Raw genomic sequence first — 15,355 nt, 5'->3', positions numbered from 1 at the left:
CGTAGCGGCTCCTGTGGGCGAGGATGGACCCGTGCTGACCCGTCTCGGCTTCCCCCGCGTGGGCGAGCACCGCAGGTTCGTCACGGCGATCGTCGCCGACACCGTCGGCAGCGGGTTGTTCATGCCGATGACGTTGCTCTACTTCCTCGCGATGACCGACCTGTCACTGGTGCAGATCGGGTCGGCGCTGTCGCTGTCGGCGCTGCTCACGATGCCGGGTGCCTTCGTCATCGGCAGCCTCGTCGACCACCTCGGTCCACGTCGGATGATGCTCGCGGGAAACCTCGTCCAGGCGGTCGGCATGCTGGCCTACCTCTGGGCCGACTCGCTGCTGGTGGTCGCCTTGTGGACGACCCTGCTCAACATCGGCCGCCAGGCCTTCTGGGGGTCGTTCGGCAACGTCGTCACCGCCATCTCGGCGCCGGGGGAGCGCGAGATGTGGTTCGGCTTCCTCCAGGCGGTCCGCAACCTCGGCTACTCGGTCGGCGGCGTGCTGGCCGGGGTCGCCCTGCAGATCGGCACGGACCTGGCCTACCAGTCGGTGGTGGTGCTCAACGCCCTGACGTTCGTCGTGGCCTTCGTGCTCCTGCTCGACGTGCCCGACCACCGCGTCGCGCGGGCGCACGACGCGCCCGTCGAGGGCTGGGGCGTCGTGCTGCGCGACCGGGCCTACCTCCGCCTCGTGCTCGGCCAGCTCGGCTTCGTCGCCGGGATGATGGTGCTCAACTTCGCCCTGCCGGTCTACGCCGCCGAGACCATCGACCTGCCCGGCTGGGTGGTGGGTGCGATCTTCACCCTGAACACCGCGCTCGTCGGGCTCGGCCAGGGACTCGTCGTACGCCGCATGACCGGGCGGGTACGCGCCCGGATGATGGGCCTGGCGCAGCTCGTCTTCGTCGCCAGCTACGTGCTCTTCGTCGTGGCCGGGTGGCTGCCGGTGTGGCTCGGCGTGGTGGTGATCCTGGTCGGGGCCGTGGTCTACACCTTCGGCGAGCTCACCGGTGGCCCGGTCTTCAGCGCCACCGCGGCCGAGGCCGCGCCCGACCACCTCCGCGGTCGGTACCTCGGCCTCTTCCAGCTCGGCTGGGGCCTCGGCGGCGCTGTGGCGCCGGTCTCGTTCACCTGGCTGCTCGCCCACGGCCCGACCACGTTGTGGTCGGTGCTGGCGCTCATCGCCCTCGCCAGTGCGGCGTACCTCCAGACGCTCCCGCGGGTGCTGCCCGCGGCGGGGCTGCGGGTCACCCAGCGCGTGGAGGCACCCCAGGCCTGAGCGGCCCGCCCTCAGGCCTGACCGGTGCCCGCCAGCAGCTCGGCGAACCACTCCTGCGAGTCGTCGAACGGCTTGTGCCCGGCGATCCGCTCGAACTCGATGGAGCGGAGCTCGTCACCGCGGTCCTCGTCGTGCCCGATCACGCCGGGGCGGCCCTCGAGGGCGCAGGTGACGGCCAGCTCGGCCATCTCGCGGATGAGCGCGAGGTCGGTCTCGTTGGCCGGCGCCGAGCGGGAGAAGTAGCCGGACTTCTGCACCATGTGCTTCTCGGCGCCGATCTCCCGGGAGAAGCGCTCGGCGAAGTAGCGACCGGGGTTGATGGTGTCGATCTTGACGTGGCCGAAGGGGTCGCGCCCCACGGTCTCACCGGAGGCCTCGAGGTCGGCGACGATGTCGTCGATCCCCGCGCCCTCGGCCAGGAAGATGTTGACGCAACCGATCTCGTCCATCACCGCACGCAGGCGGGTCGCCTCGGCCGCGAGGTCGATGCCGCGCTCGGGGACGTAGACCGCGTGGATCGCCCACGTGCGGGCGTCGAGGCCGATGCCGGGCAGCCACTCCTGCTCGGCGTGCCACGCCATGTAGTCGCGTGCGGCGGCCGCGGTGAGCCAGCCGCTCGCGCGCCCCATCACCTCGTGCACGATGAGCATCCGCGGGTTCGAGCCGTGCTCGGCGAGCACGTTCTGCGCGAAGCGCGAGGCCTGCTCGGCCGCGGACTGGGCGCCCAGGCTCTGCCGGATCGGGACGATGTCGTTGTCGATGGTCTTGGGAAGGCCCACGACGGTGAGCTCGGAGCCCTGCTCGCGCAGGTACGCCGCCAGGTCGGCCGCCGCGGTGTTGGTGTCGTCGCCGCCGATCGTGTGCAGCACGTCGACGCCGTCGGCCTGCAGGCGCTCGGCCGCGACCTGCAGGGCGGTCTCGGCCTCGCCGATCAGGCCGCGCCTGCGGCAGTCGTCGTCGTTGGTGAGCTTGACGCGGCTGTTGCCGATCGGGCTGCCGCCGTAGCGGTGCAGCAGGGCGGCGCCGGCCCGTTCCTCGGGCCCGATCACGACGCTGGTGCCGGTGAGCAGGCCGTGATAGCCGTGCTTGTAGGCGATGAGCTCGATGTCGGGGTCGGTGGCGTCGTAGGTCTCGATCAGGGCACCCACGGCGGAGGACAGGCACGGGGCGTAGCCACCGGCCGTCAGGAGCGCAACACGCTTCGGCATGTGAGCACAGTAGTTTGATCGATCCAAGTGTGGAAGCCCGTCCACGGGCCGCTTCGGGCCTGCGCGACACGACGTACGTCCACCCGCTCGGTGGTTGCTCCGTCCCGCACCGTCGCGACATGGTGTGCTCTCACCGTGTCGTGGCACGGACCGACCAGGGGGAGTCTCGATGAGTACGACGCAGGCCAGCCAGCACGACGTCGACGAGCCCGGGGGCTCCGACCTCAAGCGGGTCCTGGGGCCCAGGCTGCTCCTGCTCTTCATCGTCGGCGACATCCTCGGCGCCGGCGTGTACGCCGTCACGGGCCGGCTCGCCGGCCAGGTCGGGGGCATCGCCTGGTTGCCGTTCCTGGTCGCCTTCGCAGTCGCCACGGTCACCGCGTTCAGCTACCTCGAGCTGGTGACCAAGTACCCCCAGGCCGCGGGTGCCGCGCTGTATGCCCACAAGGCCTTCGGCATCCACTTCATCACCTTCCTGGTCGCCTTCACCGTGGTCTGCTCGGGGATCACCAGCGCCTCGACGTCCTCGAACCTGCTGGCGGCCAACCTGCTCATCGGCTTCGGCAACGACGACCCGAGCTCCGGCGCCGTGCTCGCGACCGCCCTGCTCTTCATGGTCGTGCTGGCCGCCGTCAACCTCCGCGGCGTCGGCGAGAGCGTGAAGTTCAACGTGGTGCTGACGCTGGTCGAGATGGTCGCGCTCGCCATCGTGATCGGGATCGGGATCGTCGTCATCGCCTCCGGCGACGGGGACCTGAGCCGCGTCACGGTCTTCGAGAGCCCGGACGACAAGGGGCTCTTCATGGCGGTCACCGTCGCGACCGCCATCGCGTTCTTCTCGATGGTCGGCTTCGAGGACTCGGTCAACATGGTCGAGGAGACCAAGGACCCGCTGCGCATCTTCCCGCGCACGATGTTCACCGGCCTCGGCATCGCGGTGGTGATCTACATGCTCGTCGCGATCTCGGTCGTCGCCGTGATCCCGCCCGGCCAGATCGCCGAGCCCACCAACGCGGAGGCGGGGATCCTGCTCGACGTGGTCAAGGTGGGCGCACCGAACCTGCCCATCGACACGATCTTCCCGTTCCTCACCGTCTTCGCGGTCGCCAACACCGCGCTCATCAACATGCTGATGGCCAGCCGGCTGATCTACGGCATGGCCCGCCAGGACGTGCTCCCGCGCTCGTTGGGCAAGGTCCTGCCGGGCCGCCGCTCGCCGTGGACGGCGATCCTCTTCACCACGCTCCTCGCGCTGGGGCTCATCAGCGTGGTCACCCTCGACTCCGAGTCGTCGGTCGTGGCCGCGCTGTCCGGCACCACGGCCCTGCTGCTGCTCGCGGTCTTCACCATCGTCAACGTCGCCTGCCTCATCCTCCGGCGCGACCCCACGCCGGACGGGGCGTTCCGGGCGCCGTCGGCGCTCCCCGTGGTCGGCGCGCTGTGCTGCGCCTACCTCCTCGGCCCGTGGGCGCGTCTCGAGGCCGACATGGTCCAGTACCGGATCGCCGCGGGCCTGCTCGCGATCGGCGTCGTGCTCTGGGCGCTCACGTGGGCGACCAACCGCGGTGTGCGGGCGAAGAAGACCGGCTTCCGCGACATCGACCACCTCGAGGAATGAGCCGGTTCGCCGCGACACCGTCGGGTCCTGTGCCCGTACGTCGGCCGCGCCGTCTACGGTTGGTCGAGTGACACGACGACCTCTCGGACCGCTCTCTGCGCTGCTGGTCGTCGGCGCGCTCTGCTGCACGATGCTCACGCCCCCGGCCGAGCCGGCCGGTGCGGCACCCGGCTCCGACTACCCCGCACCCACGATCGACACGGCGGCCCGTGCCGCGCGCGAGCGGTCCCGCGAGACCCGACGCGAGGCTCCGAGCGGGGTGGAGCGCGAGCAGGTCGTGCCCCGGGCCGAGCCGCTCGTCGAGACGAGCGCGCGCGGCCCGCGCGATCGCCCCGCTGTCCCGCCGGCGCCCGAGCTGACCGGCGGCTACCGCTTCATCTCCGCACCCGACTTCCTCAACCAGGACGTCGCCGACCTCACGGCGGACGGCCGCAAGCACTACGTCGTCGAGGCGACCGGCGAGGTCGCCAACTCCACCAACGCCTCCTACGAGACGGCGCTGGACCGGGTGCTGGACGAGATGGCCGGCCACGGCACGCGTGACGTGCTGGTCGCAGGCGACCTGGTGGAGGGTCGCTGGGGGCGCGACGACTCGAGGACCGGCGTGTTCGGCCCGGTCCGCACCCAGGCGCAGCGGCTGCGGGCCTGGCGGCGTGCCGCCGACGTCTACTACCCCGCCTGGCTCCAGCGCTTCGCCGACCACGGGCTGACGACCTACCCCGCCGTCGGCGACCACGAGGTCGGCGACGACCCGTGGCGGGTCCGCGGACGCCACCCGTGGGTCGACTTCAAGCGGCGCCACGTGCCGGAGTTCAAGAAGATCTTCGCCGACCACGCACTGAGCGGCAGCGACGGCCGACCGCGGTTCGCCGACCGGCCCCGACGCGGGCCGGCCCGGCACACGGCGTACGCCGTCCGCCTCGACGCCGACGTGCTGCTGGTGACGCTCGACGTCTTCGAGCGCCGCGGGGGGGACGTGCACATGTCCGTCGACGCCGCCCAGCTGGCCTGGCTCGAGCGCGTGCTGCGCACGGCGCGCCGTGACGAGGTGCCGTGGGTGGTGGTGCAGGGCCACACGCCGATGCCCGGCCCCGTCCGGGTCCGCAACTCCACGCACCTGGTCTACGAGGAGGGCCGGTCCTCGAGGCTGTGGCGGGCGATGGTCGACGGAGGCGTCGACGTCTACCTCAGTGGCGAGGTGCACGACCAGACCGTCCGCCAGCGCGACGGCATCCTCGAGGTCTCGCACGGTTCGCTGTTCTACCGAGGCGAGGCGTCCTACGTCCTCGGCCAGGCGACGGCGGGGCGGCTCGTCCTGGAGAACCACCAGTTCCGGGGCAAGGTGGGCTACGCCGACCGCCTGTGGACCACGTCGCGCCAGGGAGCGCCCGGGACGATCTCCTACCCGCTCCCGTCGGTCGTCACCGGCACCCTCGTCGCCAGCCGCACCCGCTCCGGCGGACTGCGGGTCGAGGACGCCGCCGGAGTCCTCGCGCCGAGACGCTGACCCTGATCGAGTCGCTCAGGGCGTCTCCGCACGGACCAGGCGCACGGCCAGCAGCAGGTCGATGAGGTCCTCGACCCGGCGGACGTCGCAGCCGGTGCGCTCGGCGATCCGGTCGAGGCGGTAGTAGACGGTGTTGGCGTGCACGTGGAGGTGCATCGCGGTGAGCTTGGCGTTCAGGTCGTGGGAGACGTAGGTGCTGAGCGTCTCGACGAGGATCCCACCGGTCGCGAGGTCCTCCTCGACGAAGGACCGCACCAGCCGCGCGTTCTTCTGGCTCGAGATGAGCAGGTCCAGGGTCGACATCTCGTCCATGGCGCGCACGCCGGGACGGCCGAGCAGCGAGCCCATCGCGGTCCGGGCGTCCTCGTAGGCCCAGGGGATCTCGCGGAACCCGGTGCGCGCACAGCTGAGCCCCACGCTGGTCAGGATGCCGTCGGCCAGGAGGGAGACGACCGCCGCCCGCACGCCGTCCACGACCTGGGTGGGGCCGTGGGGTCCCACCGGCAGCAGTGCGACCACCTCGTGGTGGCGCGCGACGACCATGCCCCGGCCGGCGACCGTGAGCGCCGCCCGCAGCCTGGCCCGCTGCTCGGTCCCGACCACCTTCGAGGGCAGGGTCGCCACGAGGGCGACGAGGGGCTCGTCGTCGGACAGGCCCATCTGGGCCAGCGCCAGCTGGCGCTCCTCCACTGTCGGCGGCTTCCCGGCGAGCAGGTCCTCGAGGAGGTCGCGGGCCAGGCGGGCGGAGTCGGCGAGCTGGTACTGCTGGGCCTCGAGGTACGCCTCGGCCGCGGCGGTGCTCCCGACCTCGATGGTGCGCATCACCTGGTTGACGAGCAGGAGCGCGGCGTCCTTGGTCGAGGGCCACTCGTTGACGCCCGCGAGGATGTCGTCCCACAGGGTCAGCTGGCCGACGCGGAAGGCCTTCATGAAGTCGGACAGGGTGATCCCGAGCTCGACGCGGCGCATCGCGTGCTGCCCGCTCCAGGGGAAGTCCGACCGGAGCGGATGGCGCCGCTCGTTGACGCTGGCGAGGAACGCGGCGAAGACCTGCCGGCAGTGGGCCTCGACGTCGTCACGCAGTCCCGCGTCAGCACGGGCGCCGTAGGCCGGCACCTGGTGCCAGATCGTGTTGGTCGCGTCGTGCGCGATCACCGACTCGCGCCGCTGGACCCACTGGGCGAGCTTGTCCGCGCCGTGGGCCTCGCCGGCCAGCGCCACCGTCCCGTTCGTCACCGAGTCTCCCCTCGAGCTGGTCGCCCATGGTGACCTGCCGATCGCGGTTGCGCCACCCCCGCGCCACCTTGTGGTCCGGCCACAGGCCAGGCGGTCGTGACTTTGGGCCGACGACCAGTGACATCAACGGCGAAGCGGGTCCACGATGTGACTGTCGTCACTTCGCCCCTCGGAAGGAACCCGGTCCACGATGCTCTCCGCCCGCAACCTCGAGGTCGTCTACGACGACGTCGTCCTGGCCCTGCGCGGCGTGAGCATCGACGTGCCCGAGGACGGCATCGTCGCCCTCCTCGGCTCCAACGGGGCCGGCAAGACGACCCTCCTGCGCGCCCTCACCGGGCTCCTGGACATCCACCAGGGCGAGGTCGCCAAGGGGCGCGTGACCCTGGACGACCAACCGATCCACCGGATGAGCCCCGAGCGGGTCGTCCGGCACGGGGTGCGCCAGGTGCTCGAGGGCCGTCGTGTGTTCGTGGAGCTCAACGTCGAGGAGAACCTCAAGGTCGGCGCCCACACCGCCCGCTCGCGCATGGCGGACAACCTCGAGCGGGTGTACGCGTTGTTCCCGGTGCTGGGCGACCGACGGGCCGCGACCGCGGGCTACCTCTCCGGCGGTGAGCAGCAGATGCTGGCGATCGGGCGCGCGATGATGTCCGAGCCGCGCTACCTCCTCCTCGACGAGCCCACCCTGGGCCTGGCGCCCAAGATGGTCGAGAACATCCGCGACGTGGTGCTCGAGATCAACAAGGGCGGCACCGCAGTCCTGCTGGTCGAGCAGAACGCCACCATGGCCCTCTCGATCGCCCACCACGGCTACGTGATGGAGACCGGACGGGTGGTCCTCGACAAGCCGGCCGCCGCGTTGTTGAACGACGACGACGTGCGCGAGTTCTACCTCGGCCTCCATCCCGGTGAGGACGGCCGCAAGTCCTTCCGCGACACCAAGCACTACCGGCGCAAGAAGAGGTGGTCGGCATGACGGACCAGGCGGCGCACGCCGCACCCGTGGCCCGGCTCGACGACGTGCACCTGTCCTTCGCCGGCGTGAAGGCCGTCAACGGTGTGAGCTTCGAGGTGCGCCCCAGCGAGCTGTTCGCCATCATCGGTCCCAACGGTGCCGGCAAGACGTCGCTGTTCAACGTGCTCTCCGGCGTCTACCGGCCGCAGCAGGGCTCGGTGGAGTTCATGGGCGAGAGCATCCTGGGTCGTCGTCCGCACCGGATCGCCGCCATGGGGATGGCCAGGACGTTCCAGAACATCGCACTGTTCGAGCACCTCACGGTGCTCGACAACCTCATGCTGGGCCGGCACCAGCACATCACCTACGGCTTCCTCCAGGCCTTCGCCTGGGTGGGCACGGCCCGCCGCCAGGAGGTCGAGCACCGGCAAGCGGTCGAGGAGATCGTGGACTTCCTCGAGCTCGCACAGTGGCGCAGCATGCCGGTCGGGCTGCTGCCGTACGGCGTGCAGAAGCGCGTCGAGCTCGGCCGGGCGCTCGCCATGGAGCCCAAGCTGCTGCTGCTCGACGAGCCGGTCGCCGGGATGAACCAGGAGGAGACCGAGGACACCGCCCGCTTCGTCCTCGACATCCGAGACGAGCTCGACGTCCCGATCATCATGGTCGAGCACGACATGGGCCTGGTCATGGACCTCGCCGACCGGGTGCTGGTCGTCGACTTCGGCACTCCGATCGTCACGGGCACGCCCGACGAGGTGCAGCGCCACCCCGACGTGGTGCGCGCCTACCTCGGCAGCGAGGTGGGGTCGTGACCAGCCCCGTCACCCGGATCCGCGCCCACGCCGAGTCGATGCCCGACGCGGTGGCGCTGCGCGACAAGCACCTCGGGGTCTGGCGGGAGTGGACCTGGGCGACCTACTGGGAGCACGTCCAGCTGGCGGGCCACGCCTACCTCGCCCTGGGCGTCGTGCCTGGCGACCGCGTCGCGATCCACTCCGAGAACCGGCCGGAGTGGCTGATCTGCGACATGGGAGCGTTGGCCGCCCGCGCGGCGTCGGTGGGGGTCTATCCCACGAACCCCGCCGCCGAGGTCGGCTACCTGCTCAACGACTCCGGAGCCAAGGTGCTCGTCGCGGAGGACCAGGAGCAGGTCGACAAGGCCTTCTCGGTGCTCGACCAGGCGCCGAACCTGGTCCGCGTCGTCTACCTCGAGCCGCGGGGCATCCGTCACCGCTACGACAGCGAGCTGCTGCTCTCGTGGGAGGACTTCCTCGACCTCGGTCGCGACCACCGGGAGTCCCACCCGGACGCGCTCGCTCGTGCGCTGGCCCAGCAGGAGCCCTCCGACCTCGCCACGCTGATCTACACCTCCGGCACCACGGGCCCCCCGAAGGGCGCGATGCTCACGGTCAGCAACGTGGAGTGCGCGATCGAGGTCCTCGTCGAGCAGGGCGCCTTCACCGACCCGCCGCCCGGGCCGGGGGACCTGACCCTGTCCTACCTGCCCCTGGCCCACGTCGCGGAGCGGATCTTCTCCACCTGGTTCAACGCCGCCGCGGGGACGCAGGTCAACTTCGCCGAGTCCATCGAGACGGTCCCTGTCAACCTCCGCGAGGTGCAGCCCACGATCCTGTTCGGCGTGCCCCGCATCTGGGAGAAGCTGCTGGCCGGCGTGGAGACGCGGCTGTCCGGCGCCTCCTGGCTCAAGCGCACGGTGTCCAGGTTCTGGCTGGGCGTCGCCGAGGACATCGGACAGCGCCTGGTCGCGCAGGGCGGCGTGCACAGCACGTCGACGCGCCTGCGCTACGCCGTGGGCTACGTGTTCTTCTACCGCGCGCTCAAGGACCGCCTGGGCATGCGGAAGGTCCGCTACGCCGCGTCCGGGGCTGCCCCGATCGCACCGGAGGTCCTGCGGTTCTTCATGGGGATCGGGGTGCCGATGCACGAGGTCTACGGGATGACGGAGAACACCGCGGTCGCCACCGGCAACCGCCCGGGCCGGATCCGCCTCGGCACCGTGGGCGAGGTGCACCCCGGCACCGAGCTGCGGATCGACGAGGAGACGGGGGAGATCCTCACCCGCAGCGGGGCGACCTTCGCGGGCTACTGGCAGCGCGAGGAGGCGACCCGGATGGCGCTGACCCCGGACGGGTGGCTGCACACCGGCGACGTCGGCGAGTGGGTCGAGGGGACGCACGTGAAGATCACCGACCGCATGAAGGACATCATCATCACCGCGGGCGGCAAGAACATCTCGCCGTCGATGATCGAGAACGAGCTCAAGGCCTCGCCCTTCATCCGGGAGGCGATCGTGATCGGCGACGGCCGCAAGTTCCTCACCGCGCTCATCGGCATCGAGCTCGACACCGTCGGCGAGTGGGCGCAGCGCCGCCAGCTCGGCTACAGCACCTACCGCGACCTGAGCGCCAAGCCGGAGGTCGTGGAGCTGGTCTCCGGCGTGGTCGACGCGGTCAACGCCGACCTGTCGCAGGTGGAGCGCATCAAGGCCTTCCGGCTGCTGCCCAAGGAGCTCGACCACGAGGACGGTGAGCTGACCGCCACGCAGAAGGTCAAGCGCTCCGCGATCTCCCAGATGTTCGAGGACACCGTCAGCGACATGTACACCGGAGCGACACGATGACCCAGTTCCTGGAAGTGGTCCTGCGCGGGCTCGGTTCGGGCTCGATCTACGCGTTGCTGGCCCTCGGCTTCGTGATCATCTACAAGTCCACCGGCGTGATCAGCTTCGCCCAGCCCGCGATGATGCTGACCGGCGCGACGATCACCAGCTACGTGGGTCCCGCCCTCGGCGTGATGCTCTTCACCGGCTTCTCCTTCTTCGTGTCGGTGGCCGTCGCGGCGCTCCTCACCGCGGTCCTCGCGCTGGTGATCGAGCGGGGTGCGATCCGGCCGATGGTCGGACGCCCGGCGTTCGTGGTGGCGATCATCACCATCGGCATCGACATCGTGGTCCGCGTGGTGACCAGCGGCTTCATCGGCCTGGGCGCCCGCAACATCCCCAACCCGTGGGGCCTCGAGCGGGTCGAGCTGGCCGGCCTCCGGGTCCAGGAACGGCACCTGGTGTCGCTGGCGACGCTGGCCCTCGTCGTGGCGGTCCTCTTCTGGTTCTACCGCTACACACGCCACGGCCTCGCCATGCGGGCCGCCGCCTTCGACCAGGAGGCAGCGCTCACCCAGGGCGTCAGCGTCGGCAGCGTCTTCGCCCTGTCGTGGGCCATGGCGGGTGCCCTCGCGGCGGTGGCGGGGTCGCTGCTCGCCATCTCGGCGGGTGTCGACCGGCAGATCTGGATCGTGGCGCTCGTGGCGCTCCCCGCGATCATCCTGGGCGGGCTGGACTCGCTCGAGGGAGCCGTGGTCGGCGGCCTCGCGGTCGGGGTCGTGGAGGCCCTGGTCGGCACCTACCAGCGCGACTACGCGCCGTGGCTGGGCGACAACTTCGCCGTCGTCTCGCCCTACGTCCTGATGCTGCTGGTGCTGCTCGCCAAGCCCTACGGCATCTTCGGAACACCGGAGGTGAGGCGCGTATGACCACTCTCTCGACGGGCTCGGACCGGGCCCCCCGTCAGGCTGCGACCCGCGCGCGACGCGGCGCCCGGCTGTCCGGACGACCCCAGCTCTACCGGTCGTACGCCCAGGAGCTGGCCCTGTTCAACACCCGGCCCAAGCGGATCTGGGTCGGCATCATCGTGCTGGCCGCCCTCGGGCTGTCGCAGATGCTGACCGACAACCACCTCAACACCCTGGCGCTGGCGTACGCCTTCGCGATCGGCGCTCTCGGTCTCAACATCATCACCGGCCTGGCCGGGCAGGTGTCCCTGGGCCACGCCTTCTTCCTCGGTGTCGGCGCCTACACGGCGGCGGCGATCTCCGGTGACCCGGACGGTCGCACGATCGGCTTCGGCATCACCAACATCCTCGTCTGGCTGCCCGCCGCCGGTCTCGTGGCCGGCCTCGCGGGTGTGCTGGTGGCGCCGTTGGCGACGCGGCTGCGAGGGCTCTACCTCGCGATCGTCACCCTGGGGCTGGTGTTCATCGGGGAGCACCTGTTCCGCGAGTGGAGCGACCTGACCGGTGGCGCGGGCGTGGGTCGTGAGGCGGCCGTGCCGGAGCTGTTCGGCATCGAGTTCGCCCGCGACGGCGACTACCTGACCTCCGACCAGAAGTTCTACCTGCTGATGCTCGTGCTGCTGCTGGTGTTCGCGCTGGGTGCCCGCAACCTGGCGCGCTCGCGCACCGGGCGGTCCTTCGCCGCGGTCAGGGACCGCGACATGGCCGCGGAGATGATGGCCATCAACCTGCCCCGCGCCAAGACCGTGGCCTTCGCGATCTCCTCGTTCTACGCCGGCTGCTCGGGCGCGCTGATCTACAGCATCATCGGGTTCTTCGAGCCGTCCAGCTTCGGGCTGCTGCTGTCGGTGCAGTTCATCGCGATGGTGCTGATCGGGGGAGCGGGCACGGTCAGCGGGGCCGTCATGGGTGCGCTGTTCATCACCCTCCTGCCCACCCTGACGCGCGAGCTCCCGGCGTACCTGCCCTTCATCTCGGGCCAGGTCACCGACACCCCCAACGTCTTCCAGCTCGAGCAGGTCCTCTACGGCCTGCTCATCGTCGGCTTCCTGCTGTTCGAGCCACGCGGGCTCTTCGGCATCTGGATCCGGATTCGCAACTACTGGAAAGGCTGGCCCTTCAGCTACTGAGCGGCCGGACACACACAAAGGAGAGCACCGTGAAGTCAAGGAAGTCCGCAGTGCTGCTGGTCGCGCTGGCGCTGCTCGCCACCGGTTGTCGCGGTGGCGGGGAGGCCGACGGGGGATCATCGGACGTCAGCGCGCCGGGGGTCACCGACGAGGCGTGCCCCGATGCGGTCAACGCCGACAACGGGTGCATCTACCTCGGCACCATCTCCGACCTGACCCAGGGTCCGTTCGCCCCGCTGGGCGTGCCGATCACCGAGGCGCAGGCCGCCTTCTGGAACCGCGTCAACGAGGACGGCGGCATCGGTGGCTACGACATCGACGTCACCAAGTACGTCAAGGACAACCTCTACAACCCGCAGACCCACCAGCAGGTCTACGGCGAGATCGAGGGCGAGGTGCTGGCGCTCGCGCAGACGCTGGGCTCGCCGACCACGCTGGCGATCATCCCCGACATGGACCGCGACGAGATGGTCGGCGCCCCGGCGTCGTGGACCTCGCTGTGGGCCTTCGAGGACGCGATCTTGGAGTCGGGCGCGAACTACTGCGTCGAGGGGATGAACGCCGTCGACTACATGGTGGCGGAGAACGACATCTCCTCGGTGATGGCGGTCGGCTTCCCCGGTGACTACGGCGGTGACGGAGCGGCGGGGGCCGAGATCGCTGCCGAGGCCAACGGGATCAAGTTCACCGGGGTCGAGACCGCACCCGGCCAGGAGTCCCAGGCGGGCGCCATCAGCGCCATCGTGAAGCAGAAGCCCGGTCTCGTGATCCTCGGGACCGGCCCCACCGAGACGGCGGTCATCGTCGGTCAGGCGGCCGCGCAGGGCTTCACCGGGAAGTTCATCGGCCTCGGCCCGACCTGGAACCCGGCGCTGCTGGAGACCCCGGCCGCCCCGGCGCTCGAGGCGCTCTACATGCAGTCCGGCTACTGGGGACCCTTCGGCACCGACACGCCCGGCCACCAGGCCATGCGCGACGCGCTGGGCGACGTCGCCCAGCCCAACGACGGCTACACGGCCGGCTGGGCGTGGTCCTATCCGTTGAAGGCGGCGCTGGAGGAGTGGCTCGAGGGCGACTACGACAAGGACCGTGCCGGCCTGCTCGAGGCGGTGCAGTCGCTGGAGACGATCGACTACGAGGGGATGCTCCCGGAGGAGGCCGGCAACAGGACCGGTGACCCGGACGAGACGATCTTCCGCGAGTCGGTGCTGAGCAAGGTCGACCCGTCCGCGCCGTCCGGCGTGACCATCGTCGAGGACTTCGGCGCCGGCCCCACGGTGTCCGAGCACACCTTCGAAGGCGCGTGCTTCGAGGGCTGATCCGACGTCGGGCAGAGCCCCTGCCCGGACCCTGACCGCCCGGAGAGCGGTCAGGGTTCGGGTGCGGGCGCTCCGCCGCCGTACCCTTGCGGGGTGAGTGCCATCCCCACCCTCGAGCAGCTGCACGCGCTCGGGCCCCACCAGCAGCCCACCTACCCCGACGCCGGGGCGGTCGATGCTGCCGTGGCCCGACTGAGGACCGCGCCGCCGCTGGTGTTTGCGGGCGAGTGCGACGACCTCACCGCGAAGATCGCCGCGGTCTCCCGCGGGGAGGCGTTCCTGCTCCAGGGCGGTGACTGCGCCGAGACCTTCGCCGGCGTCACGGCGGACAACGTCCGCAACAAGCTGCGGGTGCTGCTCCAGATGGCCGTCGTGCTGACGTACGCCGCCTCGGTGCCCGTCGTGAAGCTCGGCCGCCTCGCGGGGCAGTACGCCAAGCCGCGCAGCAGCGACTTCGAGACCCGTCCGTCGCCCGACGGCCCGGTGACGCTGCCGGCCTACCGCGGCGACGCGGTCAACGGCTACGACTTCACCCCCGAGGCCCGGGTGCCGGACCCGCAGCGCCTCGTCGACGTCTACAACTCCTCGGCCGCCACGCTCAACCTGGTGCGCGCGTTCGTCACCGGCGGTTACGCCGACCTGCGGCAGGTGCACACCTGGAACACCGACTTCGTGCAGTCCTCGCCCTTCGGCCAGCGCTACGAGGCGATGGCCGACGAGATCGAGCGCGCCCTGACCTTCATGAAGGCCATCGGCGCCGACCCCGACGAGTTCCACCGCGTCGACTTCCACTCCAGCCACGAGGCGCTGCTGCTGGAGTACGAGCAGGCCCTGACCCGCATCGACTCGCGCACCGACGAGCCCTACAACGTCTCGGCCCACTTCGTGTGGATCGGCGAGCGCACCCGTCAGCTCGACGGCGCCCACGTCGAGCTGCTGTCGAAGATCAAGAACCCCATCGGCATCAAGCTCGGGCCCACCACGACCCCGGACGACGCGCTGGCCTACTCCGCGCGCCTCAACCCCGACAACACCCCGGGCCGCCTCACCTTCATCACCCGCTTCGGCGCCGGCAAGATCCGCGACGGCCTCCCCGCGCTGGTGGAGAAGGTCACCGCCGAGGGCCTCAACGTGGCGTGGGTCTGCGACCCGATGCACGGCAACACCTTCGAGGCGTCCTCGGGCTACAAGACCCGGCGCTTCGACGACGTGATCGAGGAGGTCCAGGGCTTCTTCGACGTGCACCGCAGCCTGGGCACCTGGCCCGGTGGCGTCCACGTCGAGCTCACCGGTGACGACGTCACCGAGTGCGTGGGCGGCGGCGAGGAGATCGACGAGGCCGGCCTGGCCAACCGCTACGAGTCCGTGTGCGACCCCCGCCTCAACCGGGTCCAGTCCCTCGAGCTCTCCTTCCTCGTCGCAGAGATGCTCCGCAAGGCCTGAGCCCGCCCGGTCTGGGCGCCGAGCGGTGCGTGAGGCAGGTTCTACGAGTTCGGAAGATGTCTGGCTCACCGCTGCCCG

At 70.6% G+C, this 15,355-nt stretch carries 12 protein-coding genes; 10 read left to right on the top strand and 2 right to left on the bottom strand.

Features of this window, described 5'->3' with window-relative positions; genetic code table 11:
- Positions 1-31 precede the first annotated feature (31 nt).
- Complete coding sequence (locus tag K4G59_RS03800; RefSeq protein ID WP_231249420.1) at positions 32-1,270, top strand: MFS transporter; 1,239 nt, start codon at positions 32-34, stop codon at positions 1,268-1,270.
- Between the two features lie 11 nt (positions 1,271-1,281).
- On the opposite strand, the gene K4G59_RS03795 is transcribed toward K4G59_RS03800, so the two are convergent.
- Positions 1,282-2,478, bottom strand: a complete 1,197-nt coding sequence (locus K4G59_RS03795; protein WP_231249418.1) for a pyrophosphate--fructose-6-phosphate 1-phosphotransferase — start codon at positions 2,476-2,478, stop codon at positions 1,282-1,284.
- Positions 2,479-2,647: 169 nt separating this feature from the next.
- On the opposite strand from K4G59_RS03795, the gene K4G59_RS03790 reads away from it, so the two are divergent.
- Together K4G59_RS03790 and K4G59_RS19830 are read left to right on the top strand one after the other, a co-directional pair.
- A complete protein-coding gene (locus tag K4G59_RS03790; protein WP_231249417.1) occupies positions 2,648-4,096 on the top strand; it encodes an APC family permease in 1,449 nt (482 codons plus the stop codon).
- Positions 4,097-4,163: 67 nt separating this feature from the next.
- Positions 4,164-5,603, top strand: coding sequence for a metallophosphoesterase family protein (locus K4G59_RS19830; protein ID WP_308189341.1), 1,440 nt, complete (start codon positions 4,164-4,166; stop codon positions 5,601-5,603).
- Between the two features lie 15 nt (positions 5,604-5,618).
- Here the strand turns inward: K4G59_RS19830 and K4G59_RS03780 are convergent, their stop codons facing one another.
- Positions 5,619-6,839, bottom strand: coding sequence for a PucR family transcriptional regulator (locus K4G59_RS03780; RefSeq protein ID WP_231249415.1), 1,221 nt, complete (start codon positions 6,837-6,839; stop codon positions 5,619-5,621).
- A gap of 190 nt (positions 6,840-7,029) precedes the next feature.
- On the opposite strand from K4G59_RS03780, the gene K4G59_RS03775 reads away from it, so the two are divergent.
- The 7 genes from K4G59_RS03775 to K4G59_RS03745 all read left to right on the top strand — a co-directional run bounded on the left by K4G59_RS03775 (position 7,030) and on the right by K4G59_RS03745 (position 15,277).
- A complete protein-coding gene (locus K4G59_RS03775) occupies positions 7,030-7,818 on the top strand; it encodes an ABC transporter ATP-binding protein (RefSeq protein ID WP_231249413.1) in 789 nt (262 codons plus the stop codon).
- Positions 7,815-8,609: an ABC transporter ATP-binding protein gene (locus K4G59_RS03770; protein ID WP_231249411.1), complete on the top strand. Its 795-nt coding sequence runs from the start codon at positions 7,815-7,817 to the stop codon at positions 8,607-8,609. Before K4G59_RS03775 ends, K4G59_RS03770 begins: the two co-directional genes overlap by 4 nt.
- Positions 8,606-10,438, top strand: a complete 1,833-nt coding sequence (locus tag K4G59_RS03765) for an AMP-dependent synthetase/ligase (RefSeq protein ID WP_231249410.1) — start codon at positions 8,606-8,608, stop codon at positions 10,436-10,438. Before K4G59_RS03770 ends, K4G59_RS03765 begins: the two co-directional genes overlap by 4 nt.
- Positions 10,435-11,346 carry a branched-chain amino acid ABC transporter permease gene (locus K4G59_RS03760; RefSeq protein ID WP_231249409.1) on the top strand — a complete coding sequence of 304 codons (912 nt, stop codon included), beginning with the start codon at positions 10,435-10,437 and terminating at the stop codon, positions 11,344-11,346. The genes K4G59_RS03765 and K4G59_RS03760 overlap by 4 nt, the downstream gene beginning before the upstream one ends.
- Entirely contained in the window at positions 11,343-12,515 is a 1,173-nt protein-coding gene (locus K4G59_RS03755; RefSeq protein ID WP_231249407.1) for a branched-chain amino acid ABC transporter permease, read from the top strand. Before K4G59_RS03760 ends, K4G59_RS03755 begins: the two co-directional genes overlap by 4 nt.
- A gap of 29 nt (positions 12,516-12,544) precedes the next feature.
- Positions 12,545-13,834, top strand: a complete 1,290-nt coding sequence (locus tag K4G59_RS03750) for an ABC transporter substrate-binding protein (protein WP_231249405.1) — start codon at positions 12,545-12,547, stop codon at positions 13,832-13,834.
- A 93-nt stretch (positions 13,835-13,927) separates the two neighbouring features.
- Positions 13,928-15,277, top strand: coding sequence for a class II 3-deoxy-7-phosphoheptulonate synthase (locus tag K4G59_RS03745; protein WP_231249404.1), 1,350 nt, complete (start codon positions 13,928-13,930; stop codon positions 15,275-15,277).
- The last annotated feature ends 78 nt before the right edge of the window (positions 15,278-15,355 follow it).

The sequence above is a fragment of the Nocardioides furvisabuli genome, assembly GCF_021083185.1.
In the GTDB taxonomy this organism is placed as follows: domain Bacteria; phylum Actinomycetota; class Actinomycetes; order Propionibacteriales; family Nocardioidaceae; genus Nocardioides; species Nocardioides furvisabuli.
Note: the sequence above shows the minus strand (reverse complement) of the source record. Positions and strands in the feature narration are given on the sequence as shown.

Coding starts and splice junctions, on each gene's coding strand:
- K4G59_RS03770 (WP_231249411.1), top strand. CDS start 7,815: ATGACGGACCAGGCGGCGCACGCCGCACCCGTGGCCCGGCTCGACGAC.
- K4G59_RS03755 (WP_231249407.1), top strand. CDS start 11,343: ATGACCACTCTCTCGACGGGCTCGGACCGGGCCCCCCGTCAGGCTGCG.
- K4G59_RS03775 (WP_231249413.1), top strand. CDS start 7,030: ATGCTCTCCGCCCGCAACCTCGAGGTCGTCTACGACGACGTCGTCCTG.
- K4G59_RS03795 (WP_231249418.1), bottom strand. CDS start 2,478: ATGCCGAAGCGTGTTGCGCTCCTGACGGCCGGTGGCTACGCCCCGTGC.
- K4G59_RS03790 (WP_231249417.1), top strand. CDS start 2,648: ATGAGTACGACGCAGGCCAGCCAGCACGACGTCGACGAGCCCGGGGGC.
- K4G59_RS03760 (WP_231249409.1), top strand. CDS start 10,435: ATGACCCAGTTCCTGGAAGTGGTCCTGCGCGGGCTCGGTTCGGGCTCG.